Consider the following 17,159-nt stretch of genomic DNA (forward strand, 5'->3'; position numbering starts at 1 on the left):
CGGGTCTATCCTCAGAGTTCACTTTTTGCGTTGTGCCAGTATCGGCGTTTGTTGAATTCAAAATAGCTAAATGCTGCAGGTGCACAATCCCTAAAGAAAGCAATTCTGCTATGCAGCATTTGCATGGGTACATTGTTACCCTTTTGTAAACAGGCTGTTTTTTGGGCATAATTGTCCAAATCTGCTTTCCGTTAGGGCAGTGGTATGATTTCGGGCGGTCGCTTTTCCTTGCGCAATAGATGCTCTCAGCACAAGGTGCGGCCTGCATCTCGGGAGCGCCTCAAACAAGCGGTTCTCCTCAGGGTAGAGCTCAGGAAGGAATGGACATGTCAGTGACGCAGAAAAGAGTAGAAGAGGCGCTGGAGCGTCTGGCGCTGCCGGACGGCGGCACTTTGATCTCGCGGGATATGATCCGTGCGCTGACCCTGGAGGGCGGCGCTGCAGCTGATGGGCGGACCAAGGTCAGCTTTGTCATCGAGGCGCCAAGCCCGGCGATTGCGCAGCATATGGAGCCCCTGCGCCGCGCCGCGCAGGCAGCGGTATCGGCGCTGGATGGCGTAGGCGCTGTCTCTGTGGCGCTGACAGCCCATGGTCCCGCAGCGGCACCGGTGGGGGCAGGGGCGGCAACAGCTGCTGCGGCCCCCAGTCTAAAGATTGGCGGTCATCCCAAACCACAGGCTGGCCCGATCAAGCCCAAGGGGGTTTCCCGTATTCTGGCAGTGGCCTCTGGCAAGGGCGGCGTGGGTAAATCCACCGTCAGTGCCAATCTGGCGGTAGCTCTGGCCCGTCAAGGGCGGCGCGTTGGATTGTTGGATGCCGATATATATGGCCCGAGCCAACCGCGCATGATGGGGGTCAGTGGCAGCCCAAACAGCCCTGATGGAACCGTGATCGAACCGCTCAAGGCCCATGGTGTGACCCTGATGTCGATTGGTCTTATGGTGCCGGAGGATAAGGCTGTAGTCTGGCGTGGCCCCATGTTGATGGGCGCGCTGCAGCAGATGCTAGGGCAGGTGAACTGGGGGGAGCTGGATGTCCTGATCGTGGATTTGCCGCCCGGAACCGGCGATGTGCAGCTGACGCTCTGCACCAAGAGCGAGCTAAGCGGCGCTATTGTGGTCAGCACACCGCAGGATGTCGCCTTGATCGACGCCCGCAAGGCGCTGGATATGTTTAAGACGCTGAAGACCCCGGTGCTGGGGCTGATCGAGAACATGTCCTTCTTTACCTGTCCGGATTGCGGCGGCGAGCATCATATTTTTGGTCATGGCGGTGTCGCCAGCGAGGCCAAGGCTCTGGGTTTGCCGTTGTTGGGCGCCTTGCCAATTGACCTGGAGACCCGCTTGGCCGGTGACGCCGGCACCCCGGTTGCCGCTGGCGAGGGGGCGGTCTCGGAGGCCTATGCCCGGATTGCCAAGGGGCTTGTTGCGGGTGGAATGGCTTAAGGCCGACCAGATTACCATGGGTCTGACGCCTATGGGCCCGGGAGTGGGCCCGAGAGTGGGCAGGTCAGGTCTGAAGGGTGGGGTGTGAATGGAATTGGTCTGATTCTAAAAATCTCGCCTTAAACGCCTAGCGGAAACCGTAAATAAACAACCTTTGATTGTTTTTGGCGGTTTATTCGTTGTCGTGGGAAATCATGGGACATTTGGGATTTTATGGTCTGCCTTGGCAATAGGGCAGCGCTGCTGACTCGGAAAGTCAGATGAATCGGTGCGAATCGCGGCGCGAGTCTCGGCCGATTCTAATTATCCACAAAGTTACACACAGGACGTGGGTGGAACATTGCGGGAACTGTTAATCTGCTGTTAATAGATCGGTCTCGTTTTGGGAATTCATGGGTCGCAATGGTCCGTTTTTGGCGACTTTTTTTGACCACCACATGTGGTGCTTGTTTCGCAATGAATCACTATTTGTGCTCAAAAATTCTGAATATGGTTAACTGGATATTGCTCGCTTGTGATATTGAGGATCCTTTTGCGGTGTCTTTTATGAATTGTGGCTTGTCAGGCCATGAATTCCCATAGTATCCCTTTCTCATCGGATGCGGCGGAGAGCATATAGGGGCACCAAAGACCCCAGCTCATAATAATAAGCAGGTTCATACAGGCCTTCACTGCATCCGAACAATGAGAGATCCGGCGCGCGGGCGAGCAGACATCCCCCCAGGTGGCGCGCGCAGTCGGACACCCCGCTAAGCGGGAATTAGGAGGCGAGTTGATCAGTGGCAGCAGATCAGCTCGCCTTCCTTAGTTTCTGGGGCAGAAAACGCGCCAAAGAGCGCATGTTGAGGGCAAGATTTTGGGCCGAAGGTTCAGAGGCGAAAGCCACCATAAGGTGGATGCAAAGGGGCGGGTGTCAATTCCGGCCTCCTTTCGTCGTGTAATCGAGGCCAGTGACCCGAACTGGAAGTCCGGCGAAAACCCCGAGCTGGTGATTGTCTACGGTGACCACCGGCGCAACTATCTTGAATGTTATACCATAGAGGCCATCGAAGAGGTGGATGACAAGATTGATGCGCTGCCGCGCGGCTCGATGCAGCGCAAGATGTTGCAGCGCATGTTCCATGGCCAGTCGTTCCCCACGACCATAGATGAAACAGGCCGCTTGGTTCTGCCTGCAAAACTGCGCAACAAGATTGGCCTGGAAAAAGAAGTGTTCTTTATGGCTGCGGGCGATACTTTCCAGCTTTGGAAGCCCGAAACCTACGAAGAAGAAGAGCAGGCTCTTGCCGATAAATGGATGGATGAGCTGCCAGAGGGTTTTGACCCGCTGGAGTTCCTGGATGGCGCCGGAGGCGCATAAGTAAATGACTACGGACCGCCCCACGCCTACTGGTCCCCATGTTCCGGTCCTGCTGCGCCCGCTGCTCAAAGCGGTGGCGCCGGTTTCGGGCCGCTGGCTGGACGGCACCTTTGGGGCCGGCGGCTATTCCCGTGGCCTGCTGGAGGCCGGTGCAGACCAGGTGATTGGTGTAGACCGCGACCCATTGGCCTTTGAGCTGGCGCAGCCCTGGGCCGCCGACTATGGCGACCGCCTGGTTCTGCAAGAGGGCGTGTTTTCAAAGATGGATGAATACGCCCAGGATCTCGACGGCGTGGTGCTGGACCTTGGCGTGTCCTCAATGCAGCTGGATCTGGCCGAACGGGGCTTTTCTTTCATGCGCGACGGGCCGCTGGATATGCGGATGTCACAGTCCGGCCCCTCGGCGGCGGATCTGGTGGCAGAGCTCAGCGAGGTGCAGCTGGCCGATATTCTGTTCCACTTTGGCGAGGAACGCGCCAGCCGGCGGATTGCCAAATCCATCGTCAAGGCCCGCGAGCTGGAGCCGATTACCACGACCCTGCAACTGGCCAAGCTGGTAGAGCAGTGCCTGCCGCGCCCTAAGCCTGGTAAATCGCACCCCGCCACCCGCAGCTTTCAGGCGCTGCGGATTGCGGTGAACGCCGAATACGAAGAGCTGTTCAATGGGCTGTTGGCGGCTGAGCGGGCGCTCAAGCCTGGCGGACTACTGGCTGTCGTCACCTTCCATTCGGTCGAGGATCGCATGGTCAAACGCTTTTTCCAGCACCGGGCCAATAAAACCGGGCGGGCCAATCGCTATGCGCCGGAAATCGAAGAAATCCCGGCACAGTTTGAACTGGTCACCCGCAAGGCGGTTGGCCCGGATGATGACGAGCTGGCGGAAAACCCCCGGTCGCGCTCAGCCCGGTTGCGGGTTGGCCGACGCACCGAAGCGGATCCCGTGCCGATCTCGGCCAAGGATCTGAGCATGCCGCAACTGAAAGAGGAGCGGAAATGAAGTCTCTGCTCTATGCGATCACGGCTCTGGCTGTTTTTGGGCTCGCCTTTTGGGCCTACCGCGAAAACTACGCCACCCAGCAGGTGTTGAAAGAAACCCGTGCGCTGCAGCGTGAAATCGGCGCCGCCCAGGTGCGGATCAGCGTTTTGCGGGCGGAATGGGCCTATCTGAACCGCCCGGACCGGTTGCTTGAACTGGCCGAGCTGAATTTCGAACGTCTCGGGCTGTTGCCGCTGCGCCCCGACCAATTTGGCAGGGTGGATGAGGTTACTTATCCGGTGCAGCCTGCGCTGCAGATCAGCGAAGGTGTTGATGTCTCTGGTCTGAACGCCCGCCGCACCGAGGAGGCAAGCCAATGATCCGCAAACCGCTGCGCCCGCTGGCGCGGATCCTGGACGCGCGCTCCAAGGGGGAGAACCCCGATGCGATTGAGAAAGAGAATATTCGACAGCGTCACGACGACATGCAGGTTAAATCACGGCAACGCGCTGAGGGCCGCCTGCTGGTGCTGGGGGTGTTTTTTCTCTGTGCTTATGCGGCTGTAGCGGGGCGTATGGGGGTTATGGCGACCTCTGAGCCGCGCGAACCCGTTGCCAGTATCGCTGGCAGTTCCATTGCCATGCAGCGTGCCGATATCGTCGACCGTCAGGGGCGCATTCTGGCGACCAATTTTGAAACCCATTCGCTTTATGTGCAGACACAACAGCTGATTGATCCGCAAAACGCTGTGGACCGTCTGGTTGAGATCTTCCCGGACCTGGACCATGCGGAGCTGTTGGCAAAGTTCACGGGCGCCCGCAAGTTCCTTTGGATCAAAAAGAAAATCAGCCCCGAGCAAAAGCAGGCGGTGCATGATATCGGTGACCCCGGGCTGTTGTTTGGCCCCCGCGAGATGCGCCTTTATCCCAATGGATCCGTTGCTGCCCATGTTCTGGGCGGAGCAAGCTTTGGCAAAGAGGGCGTCAGCGCCGCCGAAGTGATCGGGGTTGCAGGGGTGGAAAAGCAGTTCGACGACTACCTGCGCGACCCTGCCAATGGCAGCAAACCGCTGGCCCTGTCGCTGGACCTCACCGTGCAGGCCGCAGCTGAGCGGGTGCTGGATGGCGGCATGAAGCTGATGAATGCCAAAGGCGCCACCTCAATCCTGATGGATGTGCATACCGGCGAGGTGATCTCGGTGGTGTCGCTGCCGGACTTTGACCCCAATGAACGTCCCGCGCCACCGACCTCTGGCTTTGACCCCTCGGTCAGCCCGCTGTTCAACCGCGCGGTGCAGGGCGTTTACGAGCTGGGCTCGACCTTCAAGATTTTCACCGCCGCCCAGGCGATGGACCTGGGGCTGGTGACGCCGGATACCATCATCGACACCCGTGGTCCGCTGCGGTGGGGGAAGTTCTCGATCAAGGATTACCGCAACTACGGCAACGAGATGTCGGTGACCAAGATCATCGTGAAGTCCTCCAATATCGGCACCGCCCGGTTGGCGCAGCAAATCGGCGCTGAGCGTCAGCGGGATTTCCTGGGCGAGCTTGGAATGCTGGAAGAAACCCCGTTTGAGATCGTCGAGGCGCAGGGCGGCAAGCCGTTGTTGCCAGCAAACTGGTCAGAGCTGTCGGCGATGACCATCTCCTATGGGCACGGGATTTCTACCACGCCGATGCATCTGGCGGCAGGCTATGCGGCGGTTGCTAACGGTGGCCGTTATGTCAGCCCGACCATTTTGAAACAGGATGGCCCGCAATTGGGGCGCCGTATCATGTCGGAACACTCCGCCGAGGCGGCCCGGAGCATGCTGCGCCATGTGGTGACCGAAGGCACCGCCAGTTTTGGTCAGGTTCCAGGTTATCAGGTGGGCGGCAAGACCGGCACCGCCGACAAGCCCAGGCCGCTTGGCGGCTATTATGAGGACAAGGTGATCGCCACCTTTGCTTCGATCTTTCCGGCCCATGATCCCAAATATGTGCTGGTGGTAACGCTGGATGAACCCTCGGTCAGTGCCCATGGGGAAGAACGCCGCACCGCAGGCTGGACAGCGGTTCCGGTGGCCGCCGAAATGATCGGACGTCTGGCGCCGCTTTTGGGGCTCAGACCACAAGTTGAACCCGCTGAGGTGACTGGTATAACCCTCACCTCAAACTGATCCCGGCGAGTTATGCCGGGCCAAATACCTGGTGAGGGCCGCAGATGCGCAGCAACCCCGACGATACTTCTGATCTCCGCCCTCTGAGCGAGCTGGGTCTTACCGCCCGTGGCGGCGCGGATCCCCTGATTTCCGGGCTCTCGGTGGACAGCCGTGGGGTTTCTGAGGGAACGCTCTTTGCCGCCCTGCCGGGCAGTCTGGTTCATGGTGCCAAATTCATCCCGGCGGCGCTGGAGCAGGGGGCGGTTGCCATCCTGACCGATGCCGCAGGCGCCAAGATCGCCGCAAAACCTCTGGAGCAGAGCCATGCGGCTCTGGTGATCGCCGAAGATCCGCGCCAGGCGCTGGCCTATGCCTCGGCGCTTTGGTTTGGCGCTCAGCCGCAGACGATGGTTGCGGTGACCGGCACCAATGGTAAAACCTCGGTGGCGACCTTTGTGCGCCAGATCTGGTGCGCTCTGGGCCATGCGGCGGTCAACCTGGGCACCACCGGGATCGAGGGCGCCTGGAGCCACCCATTGGCCCATACCACCCCTGAACCCATCACCCTGCACTGCGCCCTGGCCAAGGCGGCGGAGGCGGGTGTCACCCATGCTGCGATGGAGGCGTCGTCCCATGGGTTGGATCAGTGTCGCCTTGACGGTGTGCAGCTGGCGGCGGCGGGTTTTACCAATTTCACCCAGGATCATCTGGATTACCACGAAACATTCGAGGCCTATTTTGCCGCCAAGGCGGGCTTGTTCCGCCGGGTTCTGCCCGAAGATGGTGTGGCGGTGATCAACATGAATGATCACCGCGGCGCCGAGATGCGCGCGGTGGCCGCCGCGCGCGGCCAGGAGGTGATCAGCATTGGCCGGGGGTTGGGTGATATCAGCCTCACGGGGCAGCGGTTTGATGACACCGGGCAGGATCTGCGGTTCAACTGGCATGACCGCCCGTTTCAGGTGCGGCTGAACCTGATCGGCGGCTTTCAGGCGGAAAACGTGCTTTTGGCCTGCGGACTGGTGATTGCGGGTGGTGAAGACCCGGCCGCAGTGTTTAACACCCTGCCGCAGCTGACCACGGTGCGCGGCCGCATGCAGCATGCGGCAACCCGCGACAATGGCGCCTCTGTGTTTGTTGACTACGCCCATACGCCGGATGCGGTGGCCACCGCGATCAAGGCCCTGCGCCCGCATGTGCTGGGGCGGCTGATTGCCATCATCGGTGCCGGCGGCGATCGCGATGCCACCAAACGCCCGCTGATGGGGCAGGCCGGGCAGGACAATGCCGATGTTGTCATCGTGACTGATGATAACCCGCGCAGCGAAGATCCGGCTGTCATTCGCGCTGCAGTAAAGGGCGGCGCACCAGATGCGCTGGAGGTCGGCGACCGGGCCGAAGCGATCCTGCGCGGTGTCGATATGCTAGGCACCGGTGATGTGCTGCTGATCTGTGGCAAGGGCCATGAGAGCGGCCAGGTGGTTGGCAGTGATGTCCTGCCCTTTGATGATGTGGAGCAGGCCAGCATGGCTGTTTCCGTTTTGGATGGAAAAGCAATATGAATGCGCTTTGGACAGCGGCAGAGGCCGCAACCGCAACCGGCGGCGAGGCCACAGGTGGCAGGACTGGTGGCAGCGCAGGAGACTGGCAGGTCTCGGGCCTGTCGATTGACACCCGCACCTTGCAGCCGGGCGATTTGTTTGTGGCCCTGAAGGCGGCGCGTGACGGTCATGATTTTGTGGCGCAGGCGCTGGAAAAAGGCGCCGGGGCGGCGCTGGTCAGCCATCGCCCAGAAGGGGTCGCGGCAGACGCGCCCCTACTGATTGTCGAGGATGTGCAGACGGCGCTGGAAGCCCTGGGGCAGGCGGCGCGGGCGCGCACCCGGGCCAAGGTGATTGCCGTCACCGGTTCGGTTGGCAAAACCTCGACCAAGGAAATGCTGGCCTGCATGTTGGCCGATCAGGGCCGCACCCATGCGGCTGTGGCCAGTTACAACAACCATTGGGGGGTGCCGCTGACCCTGGCGCGGATGCCGCGCGACACTGAATTTGCAGTGATCGAGATTGGCATGAACCACCCGGGCGAGATCGCACCCCTGGCCCTGCAGGCGCGCCCCCATGTGGCCATGGTGACCACAGTGGCAGCGGTGCATCTGGAAGCCTTTGACGATGTGGCGGCGATCGCCCGTGAAAAAGCCGCCATCATGCAGGGGCTGGAGCCCGGCGGTGTGGCGGTGCTGAACGCCGATATCGACGAGGCGCAGGTTTTGGCGCAGGAGGCACAAAGGCTGGGCGTCTCACAGCTGTGGTTTGGCGCGGCCGCAACAGACTACAGGGTGCTGACCACTCAGATCCGCGGTGAGGACACAGTTGCCGAGGTGCAATGCGGGGCGCAGGCTTTGAGCCTCACCATCCAGTCTCTGGGCGCGCATTTTGCGATGAACGCCCTGGGCGCGCTGGCCTGTGTTGCGGCGGTGGGCGCGGATGTGCGCCGGGCAGCGCAGGTTCTGGCCCTGTGGTCGCCGGTTCAGGGACGTGGCGCCCGGGTCGAGGTTGAGATGGGCGGCGGCAAGCTGCTGATCCTGGATGACAGCTATAACGCCAACCCCACTTCGATGGCGGCGGCTCTGGCGGTGCTGGCGGCGACGCCAAAGCTGGCAGCGCAGGGGGGTGGTGCCGCGCCTGTTGGGCGCAAGATTGCCTATCTTGGCGATATGGGCGAGCTGGGCCCGCAGGAGGCCGGGCTGCATGCCGGTCTTGCCGACCTGGCGGCGCTGGAGGCGCTGGACAGCATCCATTGCATCGGTCCGCTGATGGCCCATCTGCACGCAGCCTTACCTCTGGATAAGCGCGGCAACCACTACGCAACCGCAGCGGATGTGCTGCCTGATTTGCCTGCGCAGCTGCGCTGTGGCGATATTGTGCTGGCCAAGGGATCTTTAAGCGCCGGGCTCTCCAAGGTCGTTGACGGCATCCGGGAATTGGGTCATGGCAAGCGCTAATCTTGAAACTTAACCTAAAGGCGAGGATCAATCCGAGATGCTCTATTGGCTGACAGCCCTGTCGGATGGCGGCGATTTCTTCAACCTGTTCCGCTATATCACCTTCCGGGCAGGGGGCGCGTTTATGACGGCGCTTCTGTTTGGCTTTTTGTTTGGTAAACCGCTGATCAATGTGCTGCGTCGCAGACAAGGCAAGGGCCAGCCGATCCGCGATGACGGGCCAGAGGGGCATTTCACCAAGGCGGGCACGCCAACAATGGGCGGGTTGCTTATTGTCGGGGCGCTGTTGACCGCGACTTTGATCTGGGCACGGCTGGATAATCCCTTTGTCTGGCTGGTGCTGTTTGTCACCCTGTCGTTTGCGCTGATTGGTTTTGCCGACGACTACGCCAAGGTATCCAAGCAGAACACCGCCGGCGTGTCGGGCAAGGTGCGGCTGCTATTGGGGATCATCATTGCGGTGATTGCGGCGCTCTGCGCCCGGGCCTATCACCCCGAGGCGCTGCAGAACCAGCTGGCGCTGCCGGTGTTCAAGGACACGCTGATCAATTTGGGCTATTTCTATGTGCCCTTTGTGATTTGCGTCATCGTGGGATCTGCCAATGCGGTGAACCTGACCGATGGGCTGGATGGTCTGGCGATCATGCCGGTGATGATTGCGGCGGGGACGCTGGGGGTGATTGCCTATGCGGTTGGCCGGGTCGATTTCACCGAATATCTGGATGTGCACTATGTGCCGGGAACCGGCGAGATCCTGATTTTTGCCGCCGCTCTGTTTGGGGGGGGCTTGGGCTTTTTGTGGTACAATGCGCCCCCGGCTGCGGTCTTTATGGGCGACACCGGTTCGCTTGCGCTTGGGGGGGCCTTGGGGGCTATCGCGGTGGTCACCAAACATGAGCTGGTCTGGGCCATCGTTGGTGGGTTGTTTGTGTTGGAGGCCCTGTCGGTGATCATTCAGGTGCTTTATTTTAAACGCACCGGTCGGCGGGTGTTTTTGATGGCGCCGATCCACCACCACTATGAGAAAAAGGGCTGGGCTGAACCCACCATTGTGATCCGGTTCTGGATCATTGCCTTGATCCTGGCGATGATTGGTCTGGCCACCTTGAAAGTGCGCTAATCACTCTGGCTGCGCCAGCCTGTGTCGCAGAAACGAATGCAAAGAAGGTGGCCTCGGCCACCTTTTTTGTTGCGCAGTTTTGTTGTCCTTTATTCTTACGAAAAAGGGGGGGCTCCCGCCAATTTCGAGAGGCTTTGCCTCTCTGCCAATTGTTGGGGGTGGCAGAGCCCTGTGGGCTCTGCGGTTGCGCCTGTGGATTGGCCTGTGGGGATGCCTGAAGGGATCCTGTGAGCCCTTGCAAGTGGGGCAGCTGCGGTGCACTGTGCGGCGAAAATTTGATCAAGTGTGAGGTAGGCGATGATCCCGGTTCAAGGGTTTGAAGGCGCGAGGGTTGCTGTTTTGGGGCTGGGACGGTCTGGCCTGGCCACAGCGCGGGCGCTGCTGGCAGGTGGCGCCACCCCGGTGTGTTGGGATGATCAGCAACAGGCGCGGGACCGGGCCGAGGCTGAGGGGTTTGAGCTGCGGGATCTGCACCGGCAGGGCGCCTTTGATGATATCGCCACTCTGGTGACCTCGCCGGGGATCCCGCATCTTTATCCTCAGCCAAACCCGGTGATCCGCGCCGCGCTACAGGCGGGGGTGCCGGTGGACAATGACATCGGGCTGTTTTTTGCGTCATTGCCCGCCCAGGGCTGGGACATGCTGGACCAGCCGCCCAAGGTGGTGGCCATCACTGGCTCCAACGGTAAATCCACCACGGTGGCGCTGCTGCATCATATCCTGGAAAGCGTTGGCCGCGACAGCCAGATGGCAGGCAATATCGGCCGTGGCGTGCTGGATATCGACCCGCCCGGAAATGCCGGTGTTGTGGTACTGGAGCTGTCCAGCTACCAGACCGAACTGGCCCGCGCCCTGACCCCGGATGTGGCCATCCTGACCAATCTGTCGCCGGACCATCTGGACCGCCATGCCGGGCTGGGGGGGTATTTTGCCGCCAAACGTAGGCTGTTTGCCGAAGGTGGGCCGGACCGGGCCATCATTGGCATTGATGAGGACGAAGGCCTGTTTCTGGCGGGGCAGATGTCACAGGCTTCCTGCGATGACCGGGTGATCCGGGTGGCCACGGGGCGCAAGTTGAGCGGGCCGGGCTGGCAGGTCTTTGCTCGCAAAGGTTTCCTTAGCGAGATGCGCAAGGGGCGGCAGGTGGGCGCGATTGATCTGCGCCAGATGATGGGCTTGCCCGGAGCGCACAACCATCAGAATGCCTGCGCTGCCTATGCGGCGGCGCGGGTCCTGGGGCTGGCGCCACGGGTGATTGAAGCGGCCCTGGCCACCTATCCCGGATTGCCGCACCGCAGCCAGACCGTGGCCGAGGTGGCGGGGGTGCGCTATGTCAATGACAGCAAGGCCACCAACCTGGACAGTGCCGCCAAAGCATTGAGCGCCTTTAATAATATCCGCTGGATCTGCGGTGGATTGGAAAAAGAGGGCGGCCTGGGCGCGCTTAGCGGTCAGACTGGATCGGTGCGCAAAGCCTATGTGATTGGCCGCGAGGCTGCGGGCTTTGCCATGCAGCTGGATGTGGAGGCGGAGGTCTGCACCACAATGGAGCGGGCGGTCGCCTGCGCGGTGGCAGAGGCAGAGGCCGGCGATGTGGTGCTATTGGCGCCTGCGGCGGCGAGCTTTGATCAATATGACAATTTCGAACAGCGCGGCGATGATTTCATTTCTGAAGTCCACAAGCAATTGGGCTGATTTTTTGGCAAGGTTTTGGTTGGGGGCTCGGGTTCACCAAAACGGAAAACCCGTTTCGGGACCACCCCCGCCTAAGCCCTTGCTGACAGGATGCGCGTCAGGTTCAAGAAAAATAACCGTATCCCCGCTGGGAGCGGGGCCCCTCGGCGATTTATCCTGAGCCTGCCGCTCTTCTCCTGTGTGTTCAGGGGCAGGCGAGGGTGGCTCCGAAACGGAAATTCCGCAATGGCGGGGGACGGTCAGGCGCCAGTTGCGTTTCCGTTGGCATTTCCGGCGGCGATGGCTTGGCCTGCGGCATGGCCCGAGGCCCAGGCCCATTGGAAGTTATAGCCGCCCAGCCACCCGGTGACATCGACGGCCTCGCCAATGGCAAACAGTCCGGGTTGGGATTTGGCCTGCATGGTTTTGGACGACAGCGCATCGGTGTCGATGCCGCCCAGGGTGACCTCGGCGGTGCGGTAGCCTTCAGAGCCGCCGGGGGTGAGCTGCCAGTTCTGCAATGCATCGCAGAGCGCCTGTAGTGCCGCGTCTGACTGATCCGCCAACCGGCCGGTGATGGCGAATTCGGTGGCGAGGAAATCCACCAGACGTCCCGGAAGATGGCGGGCGATTTCAGTGGTGAGGGCGCGGCGACCCTGGGCCTGGCGCTGATCGCGCAATAGGGTGAACAGATCGGTCTGTGGGATCAGGTTGACGGTGATCGCTTCGCCCTCATGCCAATAGGAGGAGAGTTGCAGCACCGCAGGGCCGGAGAGGCCACGATGGGTAAACAACAGGGCTTCGTCAAAGCTGGCGCGGCTGTTGGACAGGCGCGCGGGCAGGGCGGTGCCAGCCAGCGCGGTGAACCGCCCCTCGGGAAAGGTGAAGGGAACCAGGCCCGGGCGGGTGTCAATCAGCGGCAGGTCAAATTGGCGGGCGATGTCATAGGCGAGGCCGGTGGCGCCCATCTTGGGGATGCTTTTGCCGCCGGTGGCCAGCACCAGATTGGCGCAGCTCACCCGTTGCGGGCTGCCATCGCGCAGCAGTGTCAGCTGGTACTGCCCACCCTCATAGCGCAGGTTCTCAATCGAGGTTTTGAGCCAGAGTTGCGCCCCTGCCTGTGTCAGCTCCTCCACCAGCATGGCGACGATCTGTTTGGCGGAGCCATCGCAAAACAACTGGCCCAGGGTCTTTTCATGCCAGGAGATGCCGTGCCGGTCGACCAGCGAGATAAAATCCCATTGGCTATAGCGGGCTAGGGCGGATTTGCAGAAATGCGGGTTCTGCGACAGGTAGTTTTCCGGGGTGACGTCGAGATTGGTGAAATTGCTGCGCCCGCCGCCGGAAATGCGGATCTTTTCACCCGGGGATTTAGCGTGGTCCAGCACCAGGCAGTCGCCGCCTGCATAGGCAGCACACATCATGCCGGCGGCGCCCGCGCCGAGAATCACGGTGTTAACATACATGCAGTGCATCCATCACGGATGGGCCAGTGGCGCAAGGGGAGAGCGCCAGGGCCTCGTCAGAGCGGTGGAGGGCCGGGGCGTGCGGTGGCTGCAAAAACCTGCTGCTGGCGCATCAATGGGCTGGCTTGAGGGGCAGTTTGCGGTTACGCTGTGTGTAATGACCCCAAAATGGGGCTGATTTTGAGGCAAAACTGGCGGTAATCCCATGACTGAGATGGTCTATGGAGCGGTTCCTGTACCCACAGGTGAACCGATCCTTCCGAAATGGTGGCGGACGTTGGACAAATGGTCCATGTCCTGCATTCTGACGCTCTTTGTGCTGGGATTGCTTTTAGGCCTGGCGGCCTCGGTGCCTTTGGCCGAGCGCAACGGGTTTGATAATTTCCACTATGTGCAGCGGCAGGCCATCTATGGCGTCACGGCGCTGATGGCGATGATCCTGACCTCGATGATGTCGCCGCAATTGGTGCGGCGTTTGGCTGTTGTTGGCTTTGCCTGTGCCTTTCTGGCCCTAGCCTTGCTGCCTATTCTGGGGACAGACTTTGGCAAGGGGGCTGTGCGCTGGTATTCGCTGGGCTTTGCCTCGTTGCAGCCTTCTGAGTTTCTCAAACCCGGTTTTGTTGTGGTTGCGGCCTGGATGATCTCCTCCAGTCAGCAGATCAATGGACCATCCGGCACTTTGATCTCCTTTGGGATCTGTATGGCTGTGGTGATGATGCTGGTGCTGCAGCCTGATTTTGGCCAGGCCTGTCTGATCCTGTTTGGCTGGGGGGTGATGTATTTTGTCGCCGGTGCCCCGATGCTGCTGTTGGTCGGAATGGCCTGTGTTGTGGTGTTGGGCGGAGTTTTTGCCTATTCTAGCTCCGAGCATTTTGCCCGCCGTATCGACGGGTTCCTGAACCCCGAAATCGACCCCACCACCCAGATGGGCTATGCCACCAATGCGATCCGCGAAGGCGGGTTGTTTGGGGTTGGTGTCGGCGAGGGCCAGGTGAAATGGTCGCTGCCAGATGCCCATACGGATTTCATCGTGGCGGTCGCCGCCGAAGAATATGGCCTGATCCTGGTTTTGGTTTTGATTGGTCTTTACGCCATGGTCGTGGTGCGCTCCCTGTTTCGACTGATGCGCGAGCGCGATACCTTCATTCGGCTGGCGGGTACTGGTCTGGTTTGCATGTTTGGGGTGCAGGCGATGATCAATATGGGGGTCGCTGTGCGCCTGCTTCCAGCCAAAGGTATGACGCTGCCCTTTGTCAGCTACGGCGGGTCTTCGCTGATTGCCGGCGGGATCGCGTTGGGGATGCTCTTGTCTTTTACCCGCGCAAGGCCGCAGGGTGAGATCGCCGATTTCCTGCGTGGCCGCGGGCGCGGCTGATCTCAGAGACCCAAAAGCACTGGCCCAGAAGCATTATGGGCCAGGCTCAAGCAAAGAAGCGCGATTGATATGACACAGAAACTGCTCTTGATGGCGGCCGGTGGCACCGGTGGGCATATGTTTCCTGCCCAGGCCCTGGCTGAGGCGATGCTGCGCAGGGGGTGGCGGGTAAAGCTGTCGACCGATGCGCGCGGCGCACGCTACACGGGCGGCTTTCCCCATACCACCGAAATCACGCAGGTATCCTCGGCCACTTTTGCCCGTGGCGGGCTGCTGGCCAAGGCCATGGTGGCCCCCAAGATTGCCGGAGGCATTTTGTCGATGGCCTGGCAGATGCGCCGCGATCGCCCGGATGCGGTGGTCGGCTTTGGTGGCTATCCGTCAATTCCGGCTCTGGGCGCTGCGACGCTGCTGAAACTTCCCCGGATGATCCACGAACAAAACGGCGTGCTGGGGCGGGTAAACCAGCTGTTTTCAACACGGGTGGCCGGGGTTGCATGTGGCACCTGGCCCACCGATCTGCCGGATACCGTGCCCCATGAACATGTGGGTAATCCGGTGCGGGCTGCGGTGATGGAGCGGGCGGGGGCCGGCTATATCGAGCCAGGCGCCTACCCGATGTCGATCCTGGTGATGGGCGGCAGTCAGGGTGCACGCATCCTGTCGGATGTGGTGCCTGCGGCCATTGCCGCGCTGCCGCAAGAGATCCGCCAATATCTGCGCGTCTCGCATCAGGCGCGGGATGAGGACATGGAGCGTGTCAGCACCTTTTACGCCGAACAGGGAATTGCGGCGGACGTACAGCCGTTCTTTAGTGACGTGCCTGCGCGCATGTCCGAAGCACAGCTGGTGATCTCGCGCGCCGGGGCCTCTTCGGTAGCGGATATCTCTGTGATTGGCCGCCCCGCCATTTTGGTGCCCTATGCGGCGGCGACCGGTGATCATCAAACCGCCAATGCCCGTGGGCTGGTGGATGCCGGTGGCGCCATTTTGATCCCCGAAAGTGCTCTTGACGCGCGCGCGCTGAGCGCGCAAATCGAGGCAGTTTTGAGCAACCCGCAGGCGGCGATGCAAATGTCGCTTGCCGCATTAAGCGCCGGTGTTCCCGATGCCACCGACAGATTGGTGGCTCTGGTTGAGCAACTGGCCGAGGAAGGAAAATGATGACCCCTGCAACCAAACTGCCCGGTGACGTTGGCCCCATCCATTTTGTTGGCATCGGTGGCATTGGCATGTCCGGTATTGCTGAGGTTCTATTGAACCTGGGCTATGTGGTGCAGGGCTCTGATCTGAAGGCCTCCAAGATTACCCAGCGGCTGGAAAAGCTGGGCGCCCTGGTTTTTGTCGGGCAAAAGGCGGAAAACCTGGCCGAGGCTGAGGTGGTGGTGATTTCCTCTGCCATCAAACCCGGCAACCCCGAGCTGGACGAGGCCCGCCGTCGTGGTCTGCCGGTGGTGCGCCGCGCCGAGATGCTGGCAGAGCTGATGCGGCTGAAATCCAATATCGCCATTGGCGGCACCCATGGCAAAACCACCACCACAACCATGATGGCCGAACTGATGGTGGCTGGCAAATTTGACCCCACCGTTGTCAATGGCGGCATCATCCACGCCTATGGGTCCAACGCCCGCATGGGGCAGGGCGAATGGATGGTGGTGGAAGCGGATGAAAGCGACGGCACCTTTAACCGTCTGCCCGCCACCATTGCTGTGGTCACCAATATCGACCCCGAACATATGGAACACTGGGGTGATTTTGACACCCTGCGCGATGGCTTTCATGAGTTTGTCTCCAATATTCCCTTTTATGGCGTGGCGGTTTGCTGCACCGATCACGCCGAGGTGCAGGCCCTGGTGGGGCGGATCACCGATCGCCGGGTTGTCACCTATGGGTTCAACGCCCAGGCCGATGTGCGGGCCACCAACCTGACCTATAAGGCGGGGGTGGCGCATTTTGACATTCATCTGCAGGCCGAGGGTCAGGTGATCGAAGGCTGTAGCCTGCCAATGCCAGGCGATCACAATGTCTCCAACGCGCTGTCAGCGGTGGCTGTGGCGCGGCATCTGGGCATGAACACCAGCGAAATCCGCGAGGCCCTGGCTGCCTTTGGCGGCGTCAATCGCCGCTTTACCAAGGTGGGCGAAGTGAATGGCGTCACCATCATTGATGACTATGGCCATCACCCGGTAGAAATCGCAGCTGTGCTCCGGGCGGCGCGTCAGGCCATTGCCGACACCCCCGGTGCGCGGGTCATTGCGGTGCATCAGCCCCATCGCTATTCGCGCCTATCGGATCTGTTTGAGGATTTCTGCGCCTGTTTCAACGAAGCAGACGTGGTTGCCATCGCCGAGGTCTTTGCCGCGGGTGAAGATCCAATCCCCGGCGCCAGCCGCGATGATCTGGTTGCCGGCATGATCCGCCATGGCCACCGTCACGCCCGTGCCTTGCTGGATGAGGACGATCTGGAACGGCTGGTGCGCGAACAGGCCCGCCCCGGCGATATGGTGGTTTGCCTGGGGGCCGGGACGATCAGTACTTGGGCCAATGGTCTTCCGGAGCGATTGAGCCGCAGCTGATGCCTGTCTAACCCCAAAAGGAT

13 protein-coding genes are annotated in these 17,159 nt (G+C 61.0%); 12 read left to right on the top strand and 1 reads right to left on the bottom strand.

Features of this window, described 5'->3' with window-relative positions; genetic code table 11:
• Positions 1-326 precede the first annotated feature (326 nt).
• From JZI28_RS05935 to murD, 9 genes are all read left to right on the top strand, one after another.
• Complete coding sequence (locus JZI28_RS05935) at positions 327-1,445, top strand: Mrp/NBP35 family ATP-binding protein (RefSeq protein WP_375699545.1); 1,119 nt, start codon at positions 327-329, stop codon at positions 1,443-1,445.
• A gap of 856 nt (positions 1,446-2,301) precedes the next feature.
• On the top strand, positions 2,302-2,805 hold the full coding sequence (mraZ, locus tag JZI28_RS05940) for a division/cell wall cluster transcriptional repressor MraZ (protein WP_348483883.1): 504 nt from the start codon (positions 2,302-2,304) through the stop codon (positions 2,803-2,805).
• 4 nt (positions 2,806-2,809) lie between these two features.
• Positions 2,810-3,802 (top strand): 16S rRNA (cytosine(1402)-N(4))-methyltransferase RsmH, encoded by a 993-nt coding sequence (rsmH, locus tag JZI28_RS05945; protein WP_375699546.1) that lies wholly within the window; start codon positions 2,810-2,812, stop codon positions 3,800-3,802.
• Positions 3,799-4,161 (top strand): cell division protein FtsL, encoded by a 363-nt coding sequence (locus JZI28_RS05950; RefSeq protein ID WP_295446748.1) that lies wholly within the window; start codon positions 3,799-3,801, stop codon positions 4,159-4,161. Before rsmH ends, JZI28_RS05950 begins: the two co-directional genes overlap by 4 nt.
• Complete coding sequence (locus tag JZI28_RS05955; protein WP_375699547.1) at positions 4,158-5,942, top strand: peptidoglycan D,D-transpeptidase FtsI family protein; 1,785 nt, start codon at positions 4,158-4,160, stop codon at positions 5,940-5,942. Before JZI28_RS05950 ends, JZI28_RS05955 begins: the two co-directional genes overlap by 4 nt.
• A 44-nt stretch (positions 5,943-5,986) precedes the next feature.
• On the top strand, positions 5,987-7,486 hold the full coding sequence (locus tag JZI28_RS05960; protein ID WP_375699548.1) for a UDP-N-acetylmuramoyl-L-alanyl-D-glutamate--2,6-diaminopimelate ligase: 1,500 nt from the start codon (positions 5,987-5,989) through the stop codon (positions 7,484-7,486).
• Entirely contained in the window at positions 7,483-8,925 is a 1,443-nt protein-coding gene (gene murF / locus JZI28_RS05965; protein WP_375699549.1) for a UDP-N-acetylmuramoyl-tripeptide--D-alanyl-D-alanine ligase, read from the top strand. The genes JZI28_RS05960 and murF overlap by 4 nt, the downstream gene beginning before the upstream one ends.
• Before the next feature lie 37 nt (positions 8,926-8,962).
• Positions 8,963-10,045, top strand: a complete 1,083-nt coding sequence (gene mraY / locus JZI28_RS05970) for a phospho-N-acetylmuramoyl-pentapeptide-transferase (RefSeq protein WP_375699550.1) — start codon at positions 8,963-8,965, stop codon at positions 10,043-10,045.
• 297 nt (positions 10,046-10,342) lie between these two features.
• On the top strand, positions 10,343-11,740 hold the full coding sequence (gene murD / locus JZI28_RS05975) for a UDP-N-acetylmuramoyl-L-alanine--D-glutamate ligase (RefSeq protein ID WP_375699551.1): 1,398 nt from the start codon (positions 10,343-10,345) through the stop codon (positions 11,738-11,740).
• A gap of 239 nt (positions 11,741-11,979) precedes the next feature.
• Here the strand turns inward: murD and JZI28_RS05980 are convergent, their stop codons facing one another.
• Positions 11,980-13,185, bottom strand: a complete 1,206-nt coding sequence (locus tag JZI28_RS05980; RefSeq protein WP_375699552.1) for an NAD(P)/FAD-dependent oxidoreductase — start codon at positions 13,183-13,185, stop codon at positions 11,980-11,982.
• Positions 13,186-13,390: 205 nt separating this feature from the next.
• Here JZI28_RS05980 and ftsW point away from each other — a divergent pair, with 205 nt between their 5' ends.
• From ftsW to murC, 3 genes are all read left to right on the top strand, one after another.
• On the top strand, positions 13,391-14,560 hold the full coding sequence (gene ftsW, locus JZI28_RS05985) for a putative lipid II flippase FtsW (RefSeq protein ID WP_375699553.1): 1,170 nt from the start codon (positions 13,391-13,393) through the stop codon (positions 14,558-14,560).
• A 69-nt stretch (positions 14,561-14,629) separates the two neighbouring features.
• Positions 14,630-15,724: a UDP-N-acetylglucosamine--N-acetylmuramyl-(pentapeptide) pyrophosphoryl-undecaprenol N-acetylglucosamine transferase gene (locus JZI28_RS05990; protein ID WP_375699554.1), complete on the top strand. Its 1,095-nt coding sequence runs from the start codon at positions 14,630-14,632 to the stop codon at positions 15,722-15,724.
• Positions 15,724-17,136: a UDP-N-acetylmuramate--L-alanine ligase gene (murC, locus tag JZI28_RS05995; RefSeq protein WP_348157259.1), complete on the top strand. Its 1,413-nt coding sequence runs from the start codon at positions 15,724-15,726 to the stop codon at positions 17,134-17,136. Before JZI28_RS05990 ends, murC begins: the two co-directional genes overlap by 1 nt.
• Positions 17,137-17,159 lie beyond the last annotated feature (23 nt).

Origin of the sequence: Pseudophaeobacter sp. TrK17, from assembly GCF_042192375.1 — a bacterium.
Classification (GTDB): Bacteria; Pseudomonadota; Alphaproteobacteria; order Rhodobacterales; family Rhodobacteraceae; genus Pseudophaeobacter.